The sequence below is a fragment of the Hymenobacter ginkgonis genome (assembly GCF_009755225.1).
Taxonomy (GTDB): Bacteria; Bacteroidota; Bacteroidia; order Cytophagales; family Hymenobacteraceae; genus Hymenobacter; species Hymenobacter ginkgonis.
The window spans coordinates 562,104-581,890 of sequence record NZ_WQKZ01000002.1; the positions used below are offsets into that span (position 1 = coordinate 562,104).

The window sequence follows — 19,787 nt, forward strand, 5'->3', positions numbered from 1 at the left end:
CGCTCTTAACAAGGAGCGGGGCTTTTGCTTGGGCGCTAAGCAGGGGGTAGGGACTGCTACACGGCCAGCTCGACCCAGGCCGGACAATGGTCGGAATGCACGACGTCGGGCCAGAGGCCGGCCCCGCGCAAGTGGGGTAGCAAGGCGGGGTCGAGCAGCAGGTGGTCGAGGCGCCAGCCCACGTTGCGCTGGCGCGAGCCGGCACGGTAGCTCCACCACGAGTAGTGGCCCGCTGCATCGGGGTGCACCTGCCGAAACGAATCGACGAAGCCATCGGCCAGCAAATCGCGAAACCACTGGCGCTCCTCGGGAGTGTAGCCGGGGCTGTTTTGGTTGGCCTTGGGGTTGTGCAGGTCGATGGGCGTCTGGCAGCAGTTGAAATCGCCGCCAATCACGAGCGGCCCTACCCCCTCGGTGTGGCGCAAGGCTGCCACGTAAGTCCGAAACCAGTGCAGCCACGCCACCTTAAACGCCTGCCGGGCCACCCCGCTGGTGCCCGAAGGCATGTAGGTATTCAGCACCGACACCCCGCCGAAGTCGAGCCGCAGCACGCGGCCCTCGTCGTCGTAGAGGCTATTGCCGCAGCCCACCACTACGGCCGTGGGTTCGATGCGGCTGAACGTGGCTACGCCGCTATAGCCGGGCTTTTGGGCAGGGTGCAGGTAGGCATGGTAGCCCAAGGCAGCGAGGCCGCTCACGTCGAGAGCGGCGGTGCCGGCTTTTATTTCCTGCACGCACAGTACGTCGGGCGCAGTGGCGGCCACCCAGTCGAGCAAGCCTTTGCTGAGGGCCGAGCGCAGGCCGTTCAGGTTATATGAAACGATTTTCAAGGGGTAGCAATGCGAGTAGAAAATCAAAAAAGAACGGCGTACGGCGCGCCGTACGTCGTTCAAGAAGTGGCTCCTTAGTCTTCCTCCTCCAGCGCGTCGAAGTACTCCAGGATGTGCCATTTCAGCATCCGCTCCTGCTCCTTGAGGTTGGCGAAGGGCACGGGCACCAGCAGCTTGTAGTGCGGCCAGCCTTCGTCGTCCACGCGCTCCAGTTCGTAGTGCCCGCTCTGGCTAAAGAGCTTGCAGGTAGCAATGTGCATCAGGTCCTGCTTTTGCTCTTTGGTGAACTCGGCCACGCCCTGGCCCAGCTCCTGCACGCCAATGAGGAGCAGCAGCGCATTCAGGTCGGGGCGGCGGCCGAAGCGCTCTTGCAGGGTCACCATAAGGGCTTCCCAGCGCGCCGCAAACGCGGCCTCGGTTTCGTGCGAAGCCGCGTCTTGGGGGCCGTTAGTGCGCATGGGGCGGGTGCGGGGCCGAGGGGTGCGGAGCGGCCAACGCGGCTTCGGCGCGCAGCACTTCCCAGTACTCCACGGCCCGGCGGAAGTGCGGAATCACGATGCTACCCCCGATGAGGTTGGCGATGGAAAATACCTCGAATACTTCCTCGTCGCTCAAGCCTTCTTCGTGGCATTTGCCGAGGTGGTACTTCACGCAGTCGTCGCAACGCAGCACCAGCGAGCAGGCTAGGCCCAGCATCTCCTTGGTTTTGACGTCGATAGCGCCCGCGGCGTACGTGTTCGTATCAAGGTTGAAAAAGCGCTTGATAACCTTGTTGTCGTACGACAGCACGCGCTCGTTCATGCGCTGGCGGTAGTCGTTAAAATCGGTGGTTAAAGACATAGCTACTTGTTTATGCAGTAATATTGTGAAGCTCAGGCTACCGGCCAGGGTAGGGCCTTGGGTGGCGGCGCGCTTGGCCGCGGCTGGCTAGCCCCAGCCGCCGGCTAGTAGTTGCTTCCTCAAAGTTACCGCCCACACCAGCACTCTATGTTGCGCTCGCTGCTCGCCGACTTCGCGGCGCTGTTCTTTCCTCGCTCCTGCCTGGCTTGTGCCGAGCCGCTGGTGGCCGGCGAGCAGCACCTGTGCACTGCTTGCCGCACCGAGCTGCCCTACACCGACTACCACCTGCTGCCCGCCGCCCAAAACCCGCTGGCGCGCCGCTTTTGGGGCAAGGTGCCGGTGGTGCATACCCTTAGCTACCTGCACTTTTTGCGCCACGGCCGGGTGCAACACCTGCTGCATCAGCTCAAGTATAAAGGCCAGCAGCAAGTAGGCAAGGCATTGGGCCATCTGTACGCCAGCGAGTTAGTCGCCGCTGGGTTGCAAGCTGAGTTTGACCTAGTAGTGCCCGTGCCCCTGCACCGCCGCAAATTGGCCCGCCGGGGCTACAACCAAGCCGATGCCTTTGCCGAGGGCTTAGTGCTGGCCCTACCCTGCCCCCATGCCGCCACCGCCCTGCGCCGCACCGAGCATACCACCACCCAAACCCGCAAAAGCCGCACCGAACGCTGGCAAAACGTAGCCACCGTATTTGAAGTGGCCGAGCCCACTACCATCGCGGGCCGCCACGTGCTGCTCGTTGACGACGTGCTTACGACGGGCGCTACCCTAGAGGCTTGCGCCGCTGTGCTACTGGCCGCGGGCGCGCGGGCCGTGAGCATCGCCACCATTGCCTGCGCCTAGCATAAGGGGGAAGGGGGTAGGGCTACATGCAAGAAGGCCGCTCCAGGGAGCGGCCTTCTTGTAATACTAAACACTAATTCAAGTAGTTGGCTATTTGTTCGAGCCAGCGTTAATCATAGCGCAACGGAAACCAATAGTAGCCGTGGCCGAATCCTCAGCCATGAAGCGGCGGGTACCGGGCGACAAGTAGTACGCCACATCGCGCCACGAACCACCTTTGTACACGCGCACGTGGTCGTCAATCAGCGACTGGTAGCCTTTCTTGTCGTACTTACCAGCATCGTCACCCACGCCGTTGCGACGGAAGGGGTTTAGGTCCTCTACGTCTTGGAACGACAGCGGGCGGTATACGTCCTGCACCCACTCGTTCACGTTGCCAGCCATATTATACAGGCCATAATCGTTTGGCGGGTAAGCGTATACGTACTCCGTAATCATGGCGCCATCATTCAGGCTACCCGCGATGCCGGCGTAGTCGCCACGGCCCCGCTTGAAATTAGCCAAAAACTGGCCCTGGCCCTTGCCGTACGCATTGCGCGTCGAGCGGCCATCCCAGGGGTAGATACGCTTCTCTTCCTGGTTTTCGTTGCCAACCTCCTGGGTGCCAACGAGCGCCTGGGCCGCGTACTCCCACTCGGCCTCGGTGGGGAGGCGGTAGTTAGGTAGCGTGTTGCCGTTTTCGATAGAAGGACCGCCTTTGCCGTTGGCCAAAGCGCCGGCATTAGCCGTGGTGCCTTCGGCGCTAGCGCCAGTGTCGCCTTTCTTATTCTTTTTGCTAAACAGGCCGCCTTTTTTGCTGCTGCCGCCGCTTTTGCCCATGTTCTCGTTCACCTTCGCCGTGCGCCAAGCGCAGTAGCTATCGGCTTGTAGCCAGTTTACGCCCACTACCGGGAAGTAGCGAAAACCGGGGTAGCGCAGGTAGTACGTCACGTACGGGTCGTTGAACGACAAGTCGCGGGCCCATACCGTGGTGTCGGGCAAAGCTGCTTTATACTTCTCCTCCGACGAGTCTTTGCGCAAAAAGTGCAGGTATTCTAGCCAGTGAATGTTGGCCACCTCGGCTTCGTCCATGTAGAACGAGGCGATGGTAACCGTGCGCTCAATGTTATCGTGGTTGTTGGTCACGTCCTCTTCCGACGAGCCCAGTACCGTGCGGCCGCCCTCAATGAATACCAGGCCGGGGCCAGTCGGTATTTTCTTAAAGTTCGACACCGTCATGCCCTCATCGGTATTGTAGGCGATGCCCGTGGTCGACGAGGCTTTGCCGGGATTGGTGGCCGTGGGGGCGCCCTTCTTGCCGCAGCTGGCCAGGGCTAGCGTGCCGGCCGCCAGCAGGCTTAGATAACTAGTAAATTTCATAACAAGTGAATTTGCCGATGGCGCGAATAAATTATACGGAGCAATTTGGTTGCAATATTACAAAGAATCAGAAGCTCGGGCAAGGGGCTATTGGATAATTCCGTCTTTTCAGCCGGCGATAAGCGCTTTCCAGCTTATCAAACGCACGAAGGGTGAAAGTTATTTCGTGCGCCCCACCCAAATCGCTGGCCAACTGGCTTAAACCCACGTCGTAGCTGTAGCCAAACCGAAAGTCGCCGTATTCAATTCCCGCTGCCGCTACTAAAACATGCTGCGTGCCGCTGAGGTCGGGTCCAGTGAGGTTGCGGTAGAGCACGCCAAGCGTAATGGGCTGCGCTATAAGGTAAGCGCCGGCCTCCGAGCGCTGCGAGCCGCCCTGCCGGGTGTAGCTAGCCGTGGGCACCAAGCTGATTTCGCGCGTTTCGCCCTTGCCCGCGCCCGCCGGGCGCTGCAAAAACAGCTTGTAGCCACCGCTCACGGCCCAGCGCAGGGGTAGGGAGGTCTGGGTAGTAAAGCCCAAATCGGGCCGATTGAGGTGCTGGCCCGACACGCTTAGCCACGCTTGCTCGGCGTAGAGCACGCCGCCTACCCCCACCGTGAGGTAGTTGATGGGCGGAAATCCGGCCAGGCTTTCGGCCGAAGCGCCTAGCTGCGTACCATCGGCCGAAAACTGGTCGCCGAACGAAAAATTATCGTAGCCCACGCGCTGGCGGCCGTAGCCCACGCTCGCGCCGCCGCTCAGGGCCAGGTCCCGTGTGAGGCGGGTGTGGTAGGCGTATTGGGCGCTGGCTTCCAGGCGCGTATAGCCCACGGCCCCGGTGCGGTCTTGGCTGATAACTACCCCCAGCGCGTGGTGCAAGCCCGGCTGCGGCAGCCGAAAATCGGCCGCGAGCTGGGCTGTTTGAAACGTGCCCGCCAACTGCGGAAACTGGTTGCGGTAGCTCAGCGTGGCGCTATAATCATCGAGCAAGCCCGCCCAGGCCGGGTTCTGAGCCTGGCGATTGGCGAAGGCCTGCGAAAAATAAACGTCCTGCGCCCGCGCCGCACCCGCCAGCAGCAGGCCCAAGCCAGCTAGGCCCAGGGTGCGGAAGGGGGGTAGGAAGCGCGCCAGTTGGGCCATGTAAAAGCGTAGTAGAAACCAATTGCGCCACCAAGTAGCCCTGCCTAAACGCGGCAAGGGCTACCCAGCGTACATGCGTGCCGCGCCACTAGTCGCTACTAAATTACTTCTTCGTAATCGTAAACTCTACCCGGCGGTTGAAGCGGCGGGTTTCTTCCTGCTCGTTGCTCGAAATGGGCTGGGTGCCGCCAAAGCCCTGCGTGGTCAAGCGCTTAGCGTCTATTCCCTTGCTAACCAAGTACTTCTTCACAGCGTCTACCCGGTCTTCGCTCAGTTTCAGGTTGAGGGCTGGGTCGCCTTGGTTGTCGGTGTGGCCGCCAATCAAGATTTCCACGGTGGGGTAGTCGCGCAATATTTTTACCAGGCGCAACAGCTCGGGGAAGGAGCTGGGCTGCAAATAATACTTGCTCTGCGGGAAGAAGATGTTGTTGAGTTTCACCTTCTGGCCTACCTTGAAGGGCACCAAAAACAGGTCTTGCTGCTTCTCGGTGTACTTATCGGCGGCCGTTACGTCAAGGTTGGCGTTTTCGGCGATGTAGTCCGGCGACTCAGCGCGGTAGCCGTACTGCACGCCCGCAGGCAGCACAATCGTGTACGAGCCATCAATCGGCGACGACTCAGCCACCCCAATTTCTTCGCCCGTAATCAGATTTTCGTAGTGAATAATGGCTCGGATGGGCTTTTTTGTCACGGCGTCGAGCACCTTGCCCTGCACCAGCGTCACCACTTCTGGCTTGAAGGCGGGGGCCAGGGCAATGCGAAAAATATCTTTCGAGCCGTCGGTGCCATTGCGCGACGACACCAGGTAGGCATTATCGCCTGCCGCCGAAACAGTATAATAGGCGTCAAAATCGGGCGAGTTCACCACCGGACCCAGGTTGCGGGGCGGGCTCCACTTGGTCCAGGTATCGTCGAGGCGCTTCGAGTAAAAAATATCGCTCTTGCCATAGCCGCCGTGCCCATCCGAAGCAAAATACAACGTCTTGTCATCCGAAGCCAGGAACGGCGCAAAGTCGGCGCCCGGCGTGTTAATAGTAGGGCCCAGGCTGATGGGTTTGCTCCAGGCCACGGGGCGCTTGGGGTCGGGCTGCACACCCACATCGTCGGGCTTCGGAAAGCTTACGAAAATATCCTGGCCGCCCTGGCCGTCGGGCCGCTCCACAGCCATGAGCAGGGCCTTGCCCGACGTAGCCAGGTAGCCGTCGATGTGCTCAGGGTCTTTGTTGATGTAATTGTCAATCTGCACCTTAACTGGCACGCTCCAGCCGCCCGGCGAGCGCCGGCTCGTGCTGAAACCCTTAGGCTCCATAAAGCCATCTACGTACACGCCGGTGAGCAGGGCTACCTGTCCGTTGGCCGACACCGACGCCAGGCCGTTGGGGTCCTCGGGGCCGTTGGGCGGGGTGCCCAGGTTTTTGGCTAGGGCCCAGGTTTGGGCCTTGCCGCTCGTCAGCTTGGCGTACCAGATGTCCTGGGGGTCGCGGTTGCCGCCTACGTTGCCGGGGTGGCCCTGGCGGGCAAAAAACATGGTGCGGCCATCGGGCGAAATCACCGGGTGCGTATCTACGTAGCGGCTGTTGATGTTAGGCCCCAAGTTCTTCAGGGTCGAATCCATTTGCACAGTTTCGACGTCTGTTTTCGCTGCATTCTTGAAGTCTTGCTTCACAATCTGCACGTCCACGTTGGCCACGCCGATAGCATCTATCTGGTTGACGCCCTCTACCTTACCCGTGTTCATCGTAACCACCGCCCCAATGGTGCGGTACTTCTCGGGCTTAAACTTGACCTGGAGCGTGCGGTAGGCCGAGGGTAGGGGGCCGGGGTTAGTGTTTTTATATACCTCGTGCCGCTCGCCTTTTATATCAACCAGCTCAATTTTAGTAATTGAGCCGGGGTTAAAGTTTTCCAGTACAGTAACTTGCTGGGCCAGTATCGACTTGGCAAAGCGCACCTCAATGTACTCGTTGGAGCCTTCTTTAGCCGGAATCCAGGCATCGTTGCTGATTTGGCCTAGCGGCTGGGCATTGGGTTCACCCAGTACTTTGTCGGGCGAAAAGGGCTCCTTGCCCGAAGCTTTTTGGGAAGAAACGCCTACTACCTTACTTGCCCACAGCACCGTTTGGGCCTGGGCCGAGGAACCTAGCAGTAGCAGGCCGCCCGCCAGCGCGGCCGAAGCAAAAAAAGAAGATGAATACAATTTCATAGTTTATAGAAAGTCGGATTCGGGCAAAAGCACTGCCTGAAGATAGAAAAATCCAATAATTTAGACTAAGTACAGGTTATCACTACGAACCTACCACTAAAGCCCGGCGCTGCCAAATCGAGTGGGCGTGGCGGTGCCATCTTTGCGCCATGCTTTCGCCTAGTTCCACTGCCCTACCCCCTTATGATTACCTCATCGTGGGCGGCGGCGCAGCTGGCCTCAGTTTGGCCTACCACTTGGCTCGCGAGCCGCGCCTAGCCGCCAAGCGAGTGTTGCTGCTTGAGCCTGAGGCAAAAGACCAAAATGACCGCACTTGGTCGTTCTGGACAGATGAACCTGAGCTAGTTGATAGCATAGTAACGCGAGAATGGCAGAAAATAGCTTTCCGCAGCCCCGGCTATGAGCAGGTATTCGACTTGGGACGCTACCGGTACTGTACCGTTCGCGGATTGGATTTTTACCAGATGGTGCAGCGTGCGCTATCTGCTAGGCCAGCACAGTTTATTAGCGTAAAAAGTGAAGTTGCTTCTCTAGAAAATACCATTTCGGGTGTGCGTGCTCGTACTGCGGATGGCCAAGAATATGTAGCGCGTTACGCCTTCGATAGTCGTCCGCCCGCGTTCGTGCCCCAACCGGCCAAGTACCGCTACCTGCTCCAACACTTTGTGGGTTGGGAGGTCGAAACCGACCGCGACGTCTTCGACCCAGAAGTAGTGGAGTTCATGGATTTTCGGGGGCCGCAGCACCACGAGGCGCGGTTTATGTACGTGCTGCCCTTCAGCCCGCGCCAAGCGCTAGTCGAATACACGCTCTTTTCGGCGCAGGTATTGCCGCAGGCCGTGTATGAAGCGCATCTGCTTGATTACATGCAGCATACCTTAGGGATGAGCGCAGGTGAGTACCGCATTACGGCCAAGGAAGTGGGCGCTATTCCAATGACCGACCACCCCCTACCCCCCCGCACCGGCGCGAGCATTATTCACTTGGGCACCCGCGCCGGGCGGGCCAAGCCGAGCACCGGCTACGCCTTCCGGCGCATTCAGGCGCAGTCGGCGCGGGTGGTAGCGGCGCTGGCAGCCACCGGCCAGCCGCCGCCCGACCCCACGGGCGACCGCTGGCAGTTTCGCCTATTCGATACGCTTCTGCTCGATATTATGCAGCGCCAGGGCGAAACCACGCGCGACTTATTCCGGCAGTTATTCGAGCGCAACCCAGTAGCGCGCATTTTTCGCTTTTTGGATGAAAAAACTAACTGGGCCGATAACCTGCGCATTATGAACTCGGTGTCGCCCGGTCCGTTTATGCGCTCCATTGGGCAGGTGTTACGCGGCCGGCCGGGGCAGCGCCGTTAGGCTGGGCCGCGCTCCAAAAACTCCCGTTCGGCCCGCACACTTTCTAGGCTGATGGGCACTAGCTGTGGCCGAGGCCGCGAGATATTCAGCAGGTAGCCCGCTAGGGGGGGTAGGCTATCGAGGTCGTGGGTACTGCACAAAATAGTTTTGTTTTCAGTAGCTACCCAGGTATTTAGCAGCTCAAAAATCCGCCGCCGATGATACACGTCGAGTTGCTGGGTAGGCTCATCGAGCAGGTAAAGCGGCGCATCTTGCAGGCTGAGCTGGGCCAGCCATACCAGTTGCTGCTCGCCACCCGAAAGCTGCCGAAAATCTTGCTTAGCCAAGTGCGTAGCGCCAACCTGCGCCAGGGCGGCATCGGCGCGGGCATAGTCGGCAAGCTTATAGGTGCTAAACAAGCCGTGGTGGCGGTAGCGACCCATTACCACTAGTTCGCGCACACTCAGGCTAAAATCGAGGCTGCCGCGCTGGGGCAAGTAGCCAAGCCGCCGCGCCAACCTGGGGCCGCTGAGGGTACGGAGCTCTTCGGGACCACCCAGCTGCACCGAGCCCTGGTAGGGCAGCTGCCCCGTCAGCACCCGAAACAGCGTGGTCTTGCCCGCGCCGTTGTGCCCCAGCACCGCCACAAAAGAGGGGGTAGGAGGCAATGCCAACGAAAAATCGCGGAGCAACACCTTGTCGGCGTACCCCGCGATTAAATTTTCAACGAATAGTGACTGGGGAGCAGTAAGCAATTGTGATTGGTGCACAACTGGTACCGGTTCCTTGCGCATTATTACTTATTCATTGATTTAGTACTCGTCTTCGTTAAACATGAAGTCTTCCTTGGTAGGATAGTCTGGCCACACTTCTTCAATGTTTTCGTAGGGCTGGCCATCGTCCTCCAAGCCTTGCAGGTTTTCCACCACTTCCATCGGGGCGCCCGAGCGGATGGAAAAATCGATTAGTTCGTCCTTGGTGGCGGGCCAGGGAGCATCTTCCAGGTAGGAGGCTAGTTCGAGGGTCCAGTACATAGTCAAAAAGAAAGAAGGCGTGAAAAAAGGTTAGTAAAAGTAAGCCCCGGGGGCACAACGTAGGTGGGGGCCGTAAGGTTAGCGCCCTACTGGCAGTTGAAAGAGCGCAATTAGCTCCGTTTTCGTTTGAATCTTACGTTCGAAAGTACGTATTTTCCCTTGTAGCAGCTGCCGAAACTGGTCGTTGGCGGCCGAGCTGTTGAGCTTACCCAGGTTGTCTTGCAGCACGGCCAGCTCCTGGCGGTCACTCTCAATAAATTTGCGCAGGGCGGTAGTGGCCGCCTGGGCGCGCTCGGTCGGCGAGAGCGCGGGGCCACCTTCGGCCTGGCGCTTGCGCAGGTAGTAGTCGAGGGCGCTCATCTCAAACACCTTGTCGCAGGCCAGCATAAAGCGCTGCCACAACTGGTCCGACTCGGGGCCGCGCACCGCGCCACTTTGCTTCCACTCGGTTTGCAGAGCTTTGGCTTGGTTTACGCCCTGGTTGGGGGGTAGGGCAATGAGGGCTTCGGCCCGCTTGGCCAACTCGCGCTTGCGGGCGAGGCTCTCCTCGGCCGACGACGGCACGCCGCCGGGGCGGTTGTCGGCGGGGCGCTGGGTTTCGATGTGCTTTTTGAGGCGCTCAAAAAAGTGGTTGTTCGCCGCCCGAAACTTCGTCCATAGCTCGCCAGCCTGCTTTTTGGGCAGGTTGCCGTTGATGTCGCGCCAGGCAGTTTGCAGCTGCTTAAGCTGCCGCGAAGTAGCCTCAAACTGGTCGGAGTTTTTGAGCGCTTCGGCTTGGTTCACCAGGTCGCGGTAGCGGTCTAAGGTGCGGCGCGCCAAGTTCTTCCGGTCAACTTGGAAGGCCTTGCGCCGGTCGAAAAACGTCTGGATTGCGCCGTGAAAGCGGCTTTCTAACTCATCGGTCAGGGCTTTGTCTACGGGCCCGGTCTTGAGCCAAGCCTGGCGCAGGTCCTTCACCTGCTCGCTGGCCGTAATCCACTCTACGCTTTCGCGCACTTCCTCGGCCTGCTGAATGAGGCTGATTTTGGTGGCCAGGTTTTTTTCGCGGTTGCGAGCTACCGACACGTTCAGCTGTTCCTCGGCCTCTTTTAGGCGGCGGTGCAGCGTTTCGTAGTCGCCCAGGCCATCGTGCTGCTTGGTTTGCTCCTGCAAATGCAGGAGTTTCATCAGGAAGGAGCCTTGGTTATCAGCAGATTGTAGGCGGCTTAACAACTCGTCGATTTTAGCCCGAAAGGCTTCGTAGCGTTGCCCAAAATAGCGCAGCGCATCATCGTCGGTGTCTTTGACTTGGCCAATGCGACGGGCCGGCTGGCCGAGCGTCGGGCGCAGCCACACGCCCCCGTCTTCCACGTACCCATAGCGGCGGGCTTCCGTGAGCGGGTGGTCGGGGTGTTCCATTGGGAAAAGATAGAGTGGGGCAAGGTAGTGCGTAGCCTGCTTGCGACGGCGCACCTAGAAAGAGAATGAACTACAAGTTTACGGGGTAAAATGGTTGTTTCTGATGCAGAGTTTCCGTTTTCTGGTTTTTCCCTTGATTTTCAAATTTTTAAGCATCTCGGCAGATTATGAATGGCTGCTACGGGTAGTGCCTACCCTACCCAAACCGCAGTAGCTTTGCCTACTAAAATCGCCTAAACCACCCAATCTCTATCCCATGTCCGACCAACCCACCATCATTTTTAGCATGGCCGGGGTAAGCAAGATTTACCCGCCTCAGAAGCAAGTTCTCAAAAATATTTACCTCTCGTTCTTTTACGGCGCCAAAATCGGCGTGCTCGGCCTCAACGGCTCGGGCAAGTCGAGCTTGCTCAAAATCATTGCCGGCGTCGATAAGCAGTTTCAGGGCGAAGTGGTGTTTTCACCCGGCTATTCGGTTGGCTACTTGGAGCAAGAGCCCCAGCTCGACCCCGCCAAAACAGTGCGCGAAGTAGTAGAGGAAGGCGTGGCCGAAACGGTGGCCCTACTCAAAGAATTCGACGAAATAAACGAGGCTTTTGGCGCCGAAGATGCCGACTTCGACAAACTGCTTGAGCGCCAGGGCACCGTGCAGGAGCGCCTCGACCAGCTCGACGCTTGGGAGCTCGACAACAAACTGGAGCGCGCCATGGATGCCCTGCGCACCCCGCCGCAGGAAGCCGTTATTGGTACCCTCTCGGGGGGCGAAAAGCGCCGCGTGGCGCTGTGCCGCCTGCTGCTGCAAGAGCCTGACGTGCTGCTGCTTGACGAGCCTACCAACCACCTCGACGCCGAAAGTGTGCTGTGGCTAGAGCAGCACTTGCAGCAGTACAAGGGCACGGTTATTGCCGTTACCCACGACCGTTACTTCCTCGACAACGTGGCGGGCTGGATTCTGGAGCTCGACCGGGGCACCGGCATTCCGTGGAAAGGCAACTACAGCAGCTGGCTGGAGCAGAAAACCGACCGCCTGGCCAAGGAGGAAAACACGGAGAGCAAGCGCGCCAAGACGCTCCAACGCGAGCTCGAATGGGTGCGCATGTCTCCCAAAGCCCGCCAGAGCAAGGGTAAGGCTCGCTTGGCCAACTACGAGAAGCTGGCCGGTGAGGAAGCCAAGGACAAGGAGCAAAAGCTTGAGTTGTTCATCCCCGACGGCCCACGCCTGGGGGCGCAAGTGATTGAGGCCGAAGGCTTGAGCAAGGCATTTGGCGACAAGCTGCTGTTTGAAAACCTCTCGTTCTCCCTACCCCAGGGCGGCATTGTGGGCATCATCGGGCCCAATGGCGCGGGCAAAACCACGCTCTTCCGCATGATAACCGACCAGATGCAGCCCGACGCCGGCACCTTCGAAGTAGGCCCCACGGTGCAAACCGCCTACATCGACCAGCAGCATGACTCGCTGGACCCCGCCAAGTCGGTGTTTGATACCATCACGGGCGGCACCGAAACCATGCTGCTTGCCGGCCGGCCAGTGAATTCGCGGGCCTACGTCAGCAAGTTCAACTTTGGCGGCGGGGACCAAGAGAAGAAGGTCGGTACGCTTTCGGGCGGTGAAAAAAACCGCGTGCACCTGGCCATGACGCTCAAGCAAGGCGCCAACTTGCTGCTACTCGACGAACCAACCAACGACTTGGACGTGAACGCCATCCGGGCCTTGGAGGATGCGCTAGAAAACTTTGCTGGCTGCGCCGTTATCATCAGCCACGACCGCTGGTTCCTGGACCGGCTGGCGACCCACATTCTGGCCTTCGAGGGCGATTCGGAAGTGGTATGGTTTGAGGGCAACTTCTCAGATTACGAGGAAGCCAAGCGGAAGCGCCTCGGCGACGTGGAGCCCAAGCGCGTGCGCTACCGCAAGCTGGGCTAGGGCCCCCGCCGATGCTAAAGCGTCAGAAAAAAGCTGCTGGAAGTTTTTCCAGCGGCTTTTTTTGTCAGGGTGTTTTGCTTTTTTCACCACGCTAATGCTGCCATCGCGCTCCAGGTATACTCTTTCGGCTTGGTCGAGGCTGGCGAGGTTGCCGTTTTCGTGCAGGCTTTCCAGCAAGTCATTCTCGGTGAGGTTGAGCCGGCTGAGCTGTTCGGGTTTGGGTTGGCCCTGCTCGGCCAGCACGTAGGTCTGGCCCTTTACCAGCTTGCCTACCCACGCACTGCGGAAGGAGGCCCAAGCTAGCAAGCGGTGCAGCAGCACAAAGACCAAGCTGGCCAGTAGCGTGCCCCCGAAGGGCGAAGCCGCCACCACTGCCCGGCTCATGATGGCACCGAGCATGATTTTGACCACCATATCGAAAGCCGTGTTGCCGCCAAATGTGCGTGGCCCCGATAGGCGCAGCAGCGCCAGCGCCGCAAAGAAAACCACCATTGCCCGGCACATCAGTTGCACGGCCGTGATGGTACGTGAGTCGGCGTGCAGGCCAAAGAGGAAATCCAGCAGGTCTTTCATCACGCAGCGGGGGTAGGAACGTGCACCTGGGCCTGGGCCAGCAACGCATGCGTCCGCTCGGGGCCAACGCGCCGTAATACTTTGATTTCGCCGCCCTTGACTTCGTTGTAGGAGTGAAAAAAGTGCTCGATTTCGTGCAGCATCTCGGCCGATAAGTCGCTGATACTGCGCAGGCTTTTGTGCTCGCGCGAGTTGGCCGCCACGGCCAGCAGGCGGTCGTTGCGCTGCACGGTGCCATCGGTTTCGTGCTGCTCTATTTCGAGGGCGCCCAGCAGGCGCGCTTCTACCACCACGCCGGGGTAGGCGGGCGCATCGAGCAGCAGCAGCACATCGAGGGGGTCGCCATCGGCGGCTAGGGTAGAAGGCACAAAACCAAAATCGTAGGGAAAACTGTGGCCTTCGGGCAACACGCCCATGAGTTGAAAGGCGCCTAGCTCGGGGTTAAAAGCTAGTTTGTTACGGCCGCCTTTGGGCGTTTCTACCACCACGTAAATGCGGTTTTTAGAATGAGCAACGTGGGCCGGCAGCTGGTGCAGGGAAGGAGGCATAGGGCAAAAGCAAAAGAGAAACCAGTTGCTTCTACGGCGCCTGGCTAGGGTAATGTTATGGCTAGGTTACTAGTGTTCAGGTTACAAAACTGGGCGGTATGGCCGCTAGCTGGGCTTGCCTGAGGCACGTACTTACTTTTGGCGTGCCCTAACTTTTACCTGCCCGTGACTGCTACTATCCTATCCGAAACTGTGCTCCCCCACCTGCCATCGGCCTCGGGGGTAGAAATAGTGGGCACCACGGCGTACGTCGTCAGCGACGACGCGCCCTACCTCTACCTGCTCGACGCAGCTACCCTCGCCCCCGCAGGCCAGGTCCAGTTATTTGAAACCACCGATTTTGGCACGGGCCGTATTCCCAAAGCCACAAAGCCTGACCTCGAAAGCATGGCCGCCGCAGTGGGCCCAGCGGGTGTGGCCGGGCTGCTGCTATGCGGCTCGGGCTCGCGGCCCAACCGCGATGTGGGCTACTATGTGGCCCTGCCCAATGCTGAAGCGCCGCTCGGCAGTGCCCCGCCGCACACGGCCACGCAGCGCCTCGACCTGCACCCGCTTTATATGCAGCTGCGGGCACACTTGGCGGCCGGAGTGGTGCTCAACATAGAGGCTGCGGCCACTACTGCCACCGAGCTGCTGCTGTTGCAGCGCTCGGTGGGTGGCGGGCCGGCATTGCTGTTTGCCCTACCCCTCGCCGCCACGCTCGCGCAATTGTTTGACCCGCGCTGCGTGGTACCCGCCGTGGCGCGCGTGCTCTCGTTTCAATTGCCGGTGCTAGAGGGCTACGCTGCTGGTTTTTCGGGCGCCACCTTCGTGGATGGGCAGCTACTCGTGACGGCCTCCGTCGAGGCCACGGCCGACGCCGTAGCCGACGGAGCCATGCTAGGCTCATTCGTGGGGGTGGTAAACCTGGTAGACCAAACGGCGGCTTTTGCTCGCCTAGCCTGGGCCGATGGCCGCGCCTACCTCGGCAAAGTAGAGGGCTTGGCCGTGCGCCGCACCCACAGCCCCGGCCGGCTAGAGCTGTTGCTCGTAACCGACGATGACTTGGGCGGCAGCACGGCGCTCGTGGCCGAAGTGCGCCTATAGGAACTAACTAGCAACCAGCAGTCTAACGGTACTGAAGGGCTAGCGCCGGCTAAGCCGAAAGCAAAGTGCGCTAGGTGGTTCTAAGTGCAGGTATTTTAACACTGAAGCTCAGGCGCTGACCCAACCCTCGCGGATGGCCCGCACCACGAGGCCTACGAGGGTACGCACGCCCGCCTTTTGCAACAGGGCCCGGCGGTGGCTTTCTACAGTGCGCACACTGAGGCAGAGGCGCTCCGCAATTTGCTCGTTGCACAAATCGTCTACTACCAAGCTCAGTACTTCGAGCTCGCGGGGGCTGAAGCCTGCGCGTGGGGGTAGGGCGCGCGGGCGGGCCGGCGCTGGCAGGGTAGAAACGTGCCCTTCGGCCAGCAGGTCTACCACGGCGCCCGCCACCTCACTGGGCGTGGCCTGGCGCGAGAGCAGGCGCAGCGTAGCCGCGTCGGGCCGGGCTTGGGGTAGGGAAGGCGGGCGGCGGCCCGTCAGTACCAACAGGGGTAATTGCGGGTGTTGGCGCTGAATCTGTTGCAGCATAGTGGGCAGCACGGTGGCCGGGAGGGCCGGGCCATCCACAATGAGCAGGGCGCACGGCTGCTGCCGCAATAAGGCTGGCAGCTGCGCGGGGTCGGTGGTGAAATGAATGGGGCAGTCCGGCCAGGTTTCGCGCAGCGTTACCAGTAGGCCATGGCGCAGTAGGGTGGGCGGGGCTGCCACCAGCAGGCCCGTATCCGGAAGGAGCGTTGCCATTTACCAAAAACTGACATCGGGTGGCAGCTAGCGTAAACAGGCAGTTAACAAGGGGCGCGCCGCAGTAAGCAACCGTCCGGGAGCACCCGCCAAGCGAGAGGGGTAGGGCCGGCGCGTAGGGGCGAGCCGTGCGCCTGCCACTACGCGCCGCCGGTCAGAGGGCGCAGTCGAAAAAACCGCGTCCCAGAAATCCGAGCCCACCGGGCCTGGAAAAACGGCCCTGGGAGCCGCCGCAAAGAGTGAAGTCATAGCTGGTAGGAGGAGTGAGGTACAAAGCCCATCCATCCTCAAATAAGCTGGACATAACCAACTGACTGTAAGAATAGATGTGGCGTAAAGTACGTGCCTGCTACCGCTAAAACAAATGCGGAAATTCTAAAATACCTACTTCTAAGTAGGCGCCCGCGGGGAGCTCGCCGGGGTCGGCGTCGAGGAGCAAGGCGCGGGTCGGTGGCTCGTCGGCATGGGCCAGCTCCTCGATGGTGCCAGGCAGGGGTAGAGGCGGCTGGCCAGGGCGATGCAGCGCCAAGCCCAGCACCGTATGCAGCGGCTGGGCGGCTAGCCAAGCGGCCGCGGGCGCCGCGGGCAGCACCAACAGCCCCAGCCCCGGCACCCGGAAACTGCTGCGGATACTAAATATTTCGGAAGCAGGGGCAGTGGCCACGTCAGCTGGCCTACTGGCCCGTTTTCATAATAAAGCCTTTGCGCTTGCCGCGCTGCTTGATGCGCGTGCCCGGCAGCAACTGCATCTCGACCATAACAGGGGTGCAGCTGTTAAGGGTTAGCTCGATGGGGGCGTAGCCGGCGGCGCTCACCGCTAGGGTAGGAAACTGCGTGACCTGCGCCGGCAACGTGAAGAAGCCCTCTTCATTGGTGATGAGAATGATGCTGGTGCCTTTAACGGCCACCGTGACGCCCGCCAGGGGCTTTTCGCTGGCGCTGACCCGGCCGCTAAACACCGCGCACGGCTGGGCAGGAGCCCCGGCCGCCGGGTGGGGGGTAGGCGCCGTTTGGGCCAAAACCGGCCCGGCACTGGCCAAAAACAGGCTAAAGAAGAGAACTGAATTTTTCATAGAAAAGCAGCGGCTACCCGCGCACGGCCACGCCGCGCACTAGAGGGTGGGAGAGAAGCACTAGATACGGTAAAAATGAGCAAAAGCTGAACACGACGCTTCTTTTCAACAAGCGTGCCGGGCTGTAGTACCTTTTACGGCCCGGGCTGCGTAAGTCGAGCCATTGCACCTACTTTTTACTGTTGAGCATGAGCATTTGTACTACTTCTCGTTGGTGGCTAGTGGCGCTGGTGTGGGGCCTGTGGGTGGGGGTAGGGCCGGGGCCCAGCGCGCTCCGGGCGCAGTCGGCACCGCTGCCCTGCCTGCTACTGCCCCTAAGCCCCGCCGAGCGTGTGCAGGCGGCCAGCCTCGTAGTAGAGGCCGAAGTGCTCGATGCCGTGGGCGAGTGGGATGCTGCTCACCAGCACATTTTTACGCGGCAGCGGCTGCGCGTATTTCGGGTGCTGAAAGGGGCGCTGCCCGATACCGCTGCCCTACCCCTGCTGGTGGAAGGCGGCCAGGTGGGCCTGGCCCGGCAGGAGCTCACCAATACGCTGCACCCGCTGCCAGTGGGCCAGCAAGGCCTGTTCTTTTTGATGCCCGCGCCTTGGGTTGCTGTGGGCGGCGGGCCCGCCTTTGCGGCTTACGCATCTAGCCAGGGCGTTATTTTGTATGATGTGGCGCGGGGCACGGCGGCCGAGCCGGCCCGTACCTACGCCAGTTGGGCCGCCGCCCGCCAGCAAACCGAGCAGCTTAGTGGCCAGCCTGCCCAGCAGCTACGGCCCAATTGGCGGCTGCTAGCGGCTGCTCCGCGCGCCTTAGGAGCCAAGGCCAGCAGTCCTAATTCGACGCTGCAAACGCTGGCGCCGGCCATTGTTTCTTTTAGCCCGGCCCTGGCCACGGCCGGTACAGGCGTAGTGCTCACCATTCGGGGGAGCGGTTTTGGCAGCAGCCGGGGCAGCGGGGGCGTCGATTTTCGCAATGCCGACGACGGGGGCGCCACCACTACCCGCGCCCTCGACCGCGACTACCTGAGCTGGAGCGACACGCAGGTGCAGGTGCACATTCCGTCGCTGGCCAGCGGCGGCCACCCCGCCGGCACCGGTCCAGTAAGCGTGGTAACCAGCGATGGCACCACGGCTACTACGGCCACTTCGGTCACTATCCTCTATGCGCTCAGCAACATAGATAATGCGGCCGGTACGCTGGCCGACCGCCCCAGCCACATTGCCACCAATGCCACGGGCGGCCTCACGTTTCATATTAGCCCCAATTTTCGGAGTAATGCCGCCGCCACTGCGGCCTGGCAGCGCGGCTTGGCGCAGTGGCGCTGTAGCACGGGCATCAACTGGGAGCTGGGAAGCGATGCCGCGGCCAACACCATCGCGTCGGACAATAGCAACGTTATTGCCTTTGACGATGGCAACACGCTGCCCGCCCGCGTGCTGGGTCGCACCACGTCGTACTACCAGGGCTGCTACGACCCCACCGGCAACGTGGTATTCTACGTGGCCGAAATCGACCAGCTATTCACCTCTGCCCTGCCGTTTCAGTTTGGGCCCGCGCTGGCGCTGGGTGGGCAGTACGATTTTGAGTCGGTAGCCGTGCACGAGCTCGGCCATGCCCAGCAGCTCACCCACCTGATTCGGCCGCGGGCCATTATGCACTACGGCATTGCGGCAGGCACCAACCTGCGGGTGCTCGACCCGGCTTCTGATGTGGCGGGCGGGCGACTGGTGCTGCGCACCCGTAGCTTTCGCAACCGGGGCTGCGGCGGGCCAGGCTTGCTGCCAGCGCCCCTCTCGGGGCTGGCGGCGGGGGTAGGGCCTACCCCCCTCCTCACCTTCAGCACGCGCGACGAGTGCTTTGTAAGCAGCTTTGTGCTAGAGCGTAGCGCGGGCATTGATACCACTGCGGCGGCCGCGGGCTGGCAGGCCGTGGCCACCATAGCCGCCGGCCAGGCCACTGGCCAGTACACCCTCACCGACCCGCAGCCGCCCGGTGGCTTGCGCTACTACCGCTTGGGCGTGCGCCGGCCCGATGGCAGCACCGACTACGCCGCACCACTGGCCATGAGTGCCGAGGCAGTAGCGGCGGGTGCCCAGGTTTTCCCAAACCCCGTGGTGGGCGATGCCGTGCAGCTTACGTACTCGGCCGCCGTGGCCGGCAACCTGGTGCTGCGTTTCTACGACGAGCTGGGCCGCTACCACCGGGGCCAGCGCGTGGCGGTGCAAGCCGGCCTCAACGTGCTGACGCTGAGCATGGCCGGGATGGCACCTGGCTTCTACATCCTGCGCTTTACTGCCGCCGACCAAAGCAGCCGCAGCGTGCGCCTGGTGCGGCTATAAGCTGGAGCAGGGGGTAGGGCTTACAGGCCCGCCGCGGCCGGCGCCACCTCGTAGGCCGCCAACTCGTCGGCGCCCAGGTTGCCATTGAGCCACTCGCTTTCGATGTTGGCGCCGAGCTTTTTGTAGAAGCCGATGGCCGGCTCGTTCCAGTCGAGCACCTGCCACTTAAGGCGCTGGGCACCGGTGCGGCGCGCCTCGGCCACTACGGCATCGAAGAGCAGCCGGCCGTAGCCCCCTCGCCGGGCGGCCTCGGTTACCACCAGGTCTTCGAGGTACAACATGCGGCCTTTCCAGGTCGAATACGCGGTGTAGAAAAGGGCCAGGCCCACCAGCGCGGCCTCGTTTTCGAGCACAAAAAAACCAAAAATCGGCGCCGGGCCGAAGCCATCGTGCCGCATCATTTCCAGGGTGTTCGTAACGGCCTCGGGCGCACGTTCATACGCAGCTAGCTCCTGAATGAGGGCCAGCACCTGGGGCAAATCGGCCTCCCGGCCCCGGCGCAAAACAAGTGAAGTAGCCATAAGAAAAGGAAGAGGGTAGCGTACTAGACCAAA

20 protein-coding genes are annotated in these 19,787 nt (G+C 60.9%); 5 read left to right on the forward strand and 15 right to left on the reverse strand.

Translation table 11 applies throughout. From position 1 onward, the window contains the following. Nucleotides 1-56: 56 nt before the first annotated feature. The 3 genes from GO988_RS08195 to GO988_RS08205 all read right to left on the reverse strand — a co-directional run bounded on the left by GO988_RS08195 (nt 57) and on the right by GO988_RS08205 (nt 1,670). The gene (locus tag GO988_RS08195) at nt 57-830 is read right to left on the reverse strand and encodes an exodeoxyribonuclease III (protein WP_157564062.1); all 774 of its coding nucleotides are present in this window, start codon (nt 828-830) and stop codon (nt 57-59) included. A 74-nt stretch (nt 831-904) separates the two neighbouring features. Beyond that, entirely contained in the window at nt 905-1,288 is a 384-nt protein-coding gene (locus tag GO988_RS08200) for a hypothetical protein (protein ID WP_232341447.1), read from the reverse strand. Continuing rightward, nucleotides 1,278-1,670 (reverse strand): carboxymuconolactone decarboxylase family protein, encoded by a 393-nt coding sequence (locus GO988_RS08205; RefSeq protein ID WP_157564064.1) that lies wholly within the window; start codon nt 1,668-1,670, stop codon nt 1,278-1,280. The genes GO988_RS08200 and GO988_RS08205 overlap by 11 nt, the downstream gene beginning before the upstream one ends. A 147-nt stretch (nt 1,671-1,817) precedes the next feature. Here GO988_RS08205 and GO988_RS08210 point away from each other — a divergent pair, with 147 nt between their 5' ends. Beyond that, nucleotides 1,818-2,513: a ComF family protein gene (locus tag GO988_RS08210; RefSeq protein WP_157564066.1), complete on the forward strand. Its 696-nt coding sequence runs from the start codon at nt 1,818-1,820 to the stop codon at nt 2,511-2,513. A 90-nt stretch (nt 2,514-2,603) separates the two neighbouring features. On the opposite strand, the gene GO988_RS08215 is transcribed toward GO988_RS08210, so the two are convergent. The 3 genes from GO988_RS08215 to GO988_RS08225 form a co-directional block, all read right to left on the reverse strand. Beyond that, nucleotides 2,604-3,872, reverse strand: coding sequence for an SUMF1/EgtB/PvdO family nonheme iron enzyme (locus GO988_RS08215; RefSeq protein WP_157564077.1), 1,269 nt, complete (start codon nt 3,870-3,872; stop codon nt 2,604-2,606). 67 nt (nt 3,873-3,939) lie between these two features. After that, nucleotides 3,940-4,992 carry a PorP/SprF family type IX secretion system membrane protein gene (locus GO988_RS08220; protein WP_157564080.1) on the reverse strand — a complete coding sequence of 351 codons (1,053 nt, stop codon included), beginning with the start codon at nt 4,990-4,992 and terminating at the stop codon, nt 3,940-3,942. A gap of 103 nt (nt 4,993-5,095) precedes the next feature. Further along, on the reverse strand, nt 5,096-7,195 hold the full coding sequence (locus tag GO988_RS08225) for an OmpA family protein (RefSeq protein WP_157564082.1): 2,100 nt from the start codon (nt 7,193-7,195) through the stop codon (nt 5,096-5,098). Between the two features lie 149 nt (nt 7,196-7,344). Between GO988_RS08225 and GO988_RS08230 the strand changes: the two genes are divergently transcribed. Further along, nucleotides 7,345-8,547 carry a lycopene cyclase family protein gene (locus GO988_RS08230; protein WP_157564084.1) on the forward strand — a complete coding sequence of 401 codons (1,203 nt, stop codon included), beginning with the start codon at nt 7,345-7,347 and terminating at the stop codon, nt 8,545-8,547. Here the strand turns inward: GO988_RS08230 and GO988_RS08235 are convergent. The 3 genes from GO988_RS08235 to GO988_RS08245 form a co-directional block, all read right to left on the reverse strand. Beyond that, nucleotides 8,544-9,281: an ABC transporter ATP-binding protein gene (locus GO988_RS08235; protein ID WP_232341448.1), complete on the reverse strand. Its 738-nt coding sequence runs from the start codon at nt 9,279-9,281 to the stop codon at nt 8,544-8,546. The two genes, GO988_RS08230 and GO988_RS08235, sit on opposite strands and share 4 nt — an antisense overlap. Before the next feature lie 57 nt (nt 9,282-9,338). Continuing rightward, nucleotides 9,339-9,560 carry a DUF2795 domain-containing protein gene (locus GO988_RS08240; protein WP_068339058.1) on the reverse strand — a complete coding sequence of 74 codons (222 nt, stop codon included), beginning with the start codon at nt 9,558-9,560 and terminating at the stop codon, nt 9,339-9,341. Nucleotides 9,561-9,638: 78 nt separating this feature from the next. Continuing rightward, the gene (locus GO988_RS08245) at nt 9,639-10,958 is read right to left on the reverse strand and encodes a DUF349 domain-containing protein (protein ID WP_157564088.1); all 1,320 of its coding nucleotides are present in this window, start codon (nt 10,956-10,958) and stop codon (nt 9,639-9,641) included. A 256-nt stretch (nt 10,959-11,214) separates the two neighbouring features. On the opposite strand from GO988_RS08245, the gene ettA reads away from it, so the two are divergent. Next, nucleotides 11,215-12,882 (forward strand): energy-dependent translational throttle protein EttA, encoded by a 1,668-nt coding sequence (gene ettA / locus GO988_RS08250; protein WP_157564091.1) that lies wholly within the window; start codon nt 11,215-11,217, stop codon nt 12,880-12,882. Here the strand turns inward: ettA and GO988_RS08255 are convergent. Both GO988_RS08255 and GO988_RS08260 read right to left on the reverse strand, forming a co-directional pair. Then, nucleotides 12,805-13,455: a DUF421 domain-containing protein gene (locus GO988_RS08255; protein ID WP_157564093.1), complete on the reverse strand. Its 651-nt coding sequence runs from the start codon at nt 13,453-13,455 to the stop codon at nt 12,805-12,807. The genes ettA and GO988_RS08255 overlap by 78 nt on opposite strands. Next, a complete protein-coding gene (locus GO988_RS08260; RefSeq protein WP_157564095.1) occupies nt 13,455-14,003 on the reverse strand; it encodes an inorganic diphosphatase in 549 nt (182 codons plus the stop codon). The genes GO988_RS08255 and GO988_RS08260 overlap by 1 nt, the downstream gene beginning before the upstream one ends. Nucleotides 14,004-14,168: 165 nt before the next feature. Between GO988_RS08260 and GO988_RS08265 the strand changes: the two genes are divergently transcribed. Then, complete coding sequence (locus GO988_RS08265) at nt 14,169-15,089, forward strand: DUF6929 family protein (protein ID WP_157564097.1); 921 nt, start codon at nt 14,169-14,171, stop codon at nt 15,087-15,089. A gap of 108 nt (nt 15,090-15,197) precedes the next feature. Here the strand turns inward: GO988_RS08265 and GO988_RS08270 are convergent, their stop codons facing one another. The 3 genes from GO988_RS08270 to GO988_RS08280 form a co-directional block, all read right to left on the reverse strand. Further along, a complete protein-coding gene (locus GO988_RS08270; RefSeq protein WP_157564099.1) occupies nt 15,198-15,833 on the reverse strand; it encodes a response regulator transcription factor in 636 nt (211 codons plus the stop codon). 355 nt (nt 15,834-16,188) lie between these two features. Beyond that, nucleotides 16,189-16,497: a hypothetical protein gene (locus GO988_RS08275; RefSeq protein WP_157564101.1), complete on the reverse strand. Its 309-nt coding sequence runs from the start codon at nt 16,495-16,497 to the stop codon at nt 16,189-16,191. Nucleotides 16,498-16,507: 10 nt separating this feature from the next. Next, nucleotides 16,508-16,906, reverse strand: a complete 399-nt coding sequence (locus GO988_RS08280) for a carboxypeptidase-like regulatory domain-containing protein (RefSeq protein WP_157564103.1) — start codon at nt 16,904-16,906, stop codon at nt 16,508-16,510. A gap of 188 nt (nt 16,907-17,094) precedes the next feature. Here GO988_RS08280 and GO988_RS08285 point away from each other — a divergent pair, with 188 nt between their 5' ends. Next, complete coding sequence (locus GO988_RS08285) at nt 17,095-19,233, forward strand: T9SS type A sorting domain-containing protein (protein WP_157564105.1); 2,139 nt, start codon at nt 17,095-17,097, stop codon at nt 19,231-19,233. Nucleotides 19,234-19,253: 20 nt separating this feature from the next. Here the strand turns inward: GO988_RS08285 and GO988_RS08290 are convergent, their stop codons facing one another. After that, nucleotides 19,254-19,754, reverse strand: a complete 501-nt coding sequence (locus tag GO988_RS08290) for a GNAT family N-acetyltransferase (protein ID WP_157564107.1) — start codon at nt 19,752-19,754, stop codon at nt 19,254-19,256. Nucleotides 19,755-19,787 lie beyond the last annotated feature (33 nt).

What these genes read in the sequence shown, in the direction of transcription:
- GO988_RS08255 (WP_157564093.1), bottom strand. Translation starts at nt 13,455, where the DNA reads ATGAAAGACCTGCTGGATTTCCTCTTTGGCCTGCACGCCGACTCACGT.
- GO988_RS08270 (WP_157564099.1), bottom strand. Translation starts at nt 15,833, where the DNA reads ATGGCAACGCTCCTTCCGGATACGGGCCTGCTGGTGGCAGCCCCGCCC.
- ettA (WP_157564091.1), top strand. Translation starts at nt 11,215, where the DNA reads ATGTCCGACCAACCCACCATCATTTTTAGCATGGCCGGGGTAAGCAAG.
- GO988_RS08200 (WP_232341447.1), bottom strand. Translation starts at nt 1,288, where the DNA reads ATGCGCACTAACGGCCCCCAAGACGCGGCTTCGCACGAAACCGAGGCC.
- GO988_RS08240 (WP_068339058.1), bottom strand. Translation starts at nt 9,560, where the DNA reads ATGTACTGGACCCTCGAACTAGCCTCCTACCTGGAAGATGCTCCCTGG.
- GO988_RS08245 (WP_157564088.1), bottom strand. Translation starts at nt 10,958, where the DNA reads ATGGAACACCCCGACCACCCGCTCACGGAAGCCCGCCGCTATGGGTAC.
- GO988_RS08220 (WP_157564080.1), bottom strand. Translation starts at nt 4,992, where the DNA reads ATGGCCCAACTGGCGCGCTTCCTACCCCCCTTCCGCACCCTGGGCCTA.
- GO988_RS08290 (WP_157564107.1), bottom strand. Translation starts at nt 19,754, where the DNA reads ATGGCTACTTCACTTGTTTTGCGCCGGGGCCGGGAGGCCGATTTGCCC.
- GO988_RS08230 (WP_157564084.1), top strand. Translation starts at nt 7,345, where the DNA reads ATGCTTTCGCCTAGTTCCACTGCCCTACCCCCTTATGATTACCTCATC.
- GO988_RS08260 (WP_157564095.1), bottom strand. Translation starts at nt 14,003, where the DNA reads ATGCCTCCTTCCCTGCACCAGCTGCCGGCCCACGTTGCTCATTCTAAA.
- GO988_RS08285 (WP_157564105.1), top strand. Translation starts at nt 17,095, where the DNA reads ATGAGCATTTGTACTACTTCTCGTTGGTGGCTAGTGGCGCTGGTGTGG.
- GO988_RS08210 (WP_157564066.1), top strand. Translation starts at nt 1,818, where the DNA reads ATGTTGCGCTCGCTGCTCGCCGACTTCGCGGCGCTGTTCTTTCCTCGC.
- GO988_RS08225 (WP_157564082.1), bottom strand. Translation starts at nt 7,195, where the DNA reads ATGAAATTGTATTCATCTTCTTTTTTTGCTTCGGCCGCGCTGGCGGGC.
- GO988_RS08215 (WP_157564077.1), bottom strand. Translation starts at nt 3,872, where the DNA reads ATGAAATTTACTAGTTATCTAAGCCTGCTGGCGGCCGGCACGCTAGCC.
- GO988_RS08280 (WP_157564103.1), bottom strand. Translation starts at nt 16,906, where the DNA reads ATGAAAAATTCAGTTCTCTTCTTTAGCCTGTTTTTGGCCAGTGCCGGG.
- GO988_RS08205 (WP_157564064.1), bottom strand. Translation starts at nt 1,670, where the DNA reads ATGTCTTTAACCACCGATTTTAACGACTACCGCCAGCGCATGAACGAG.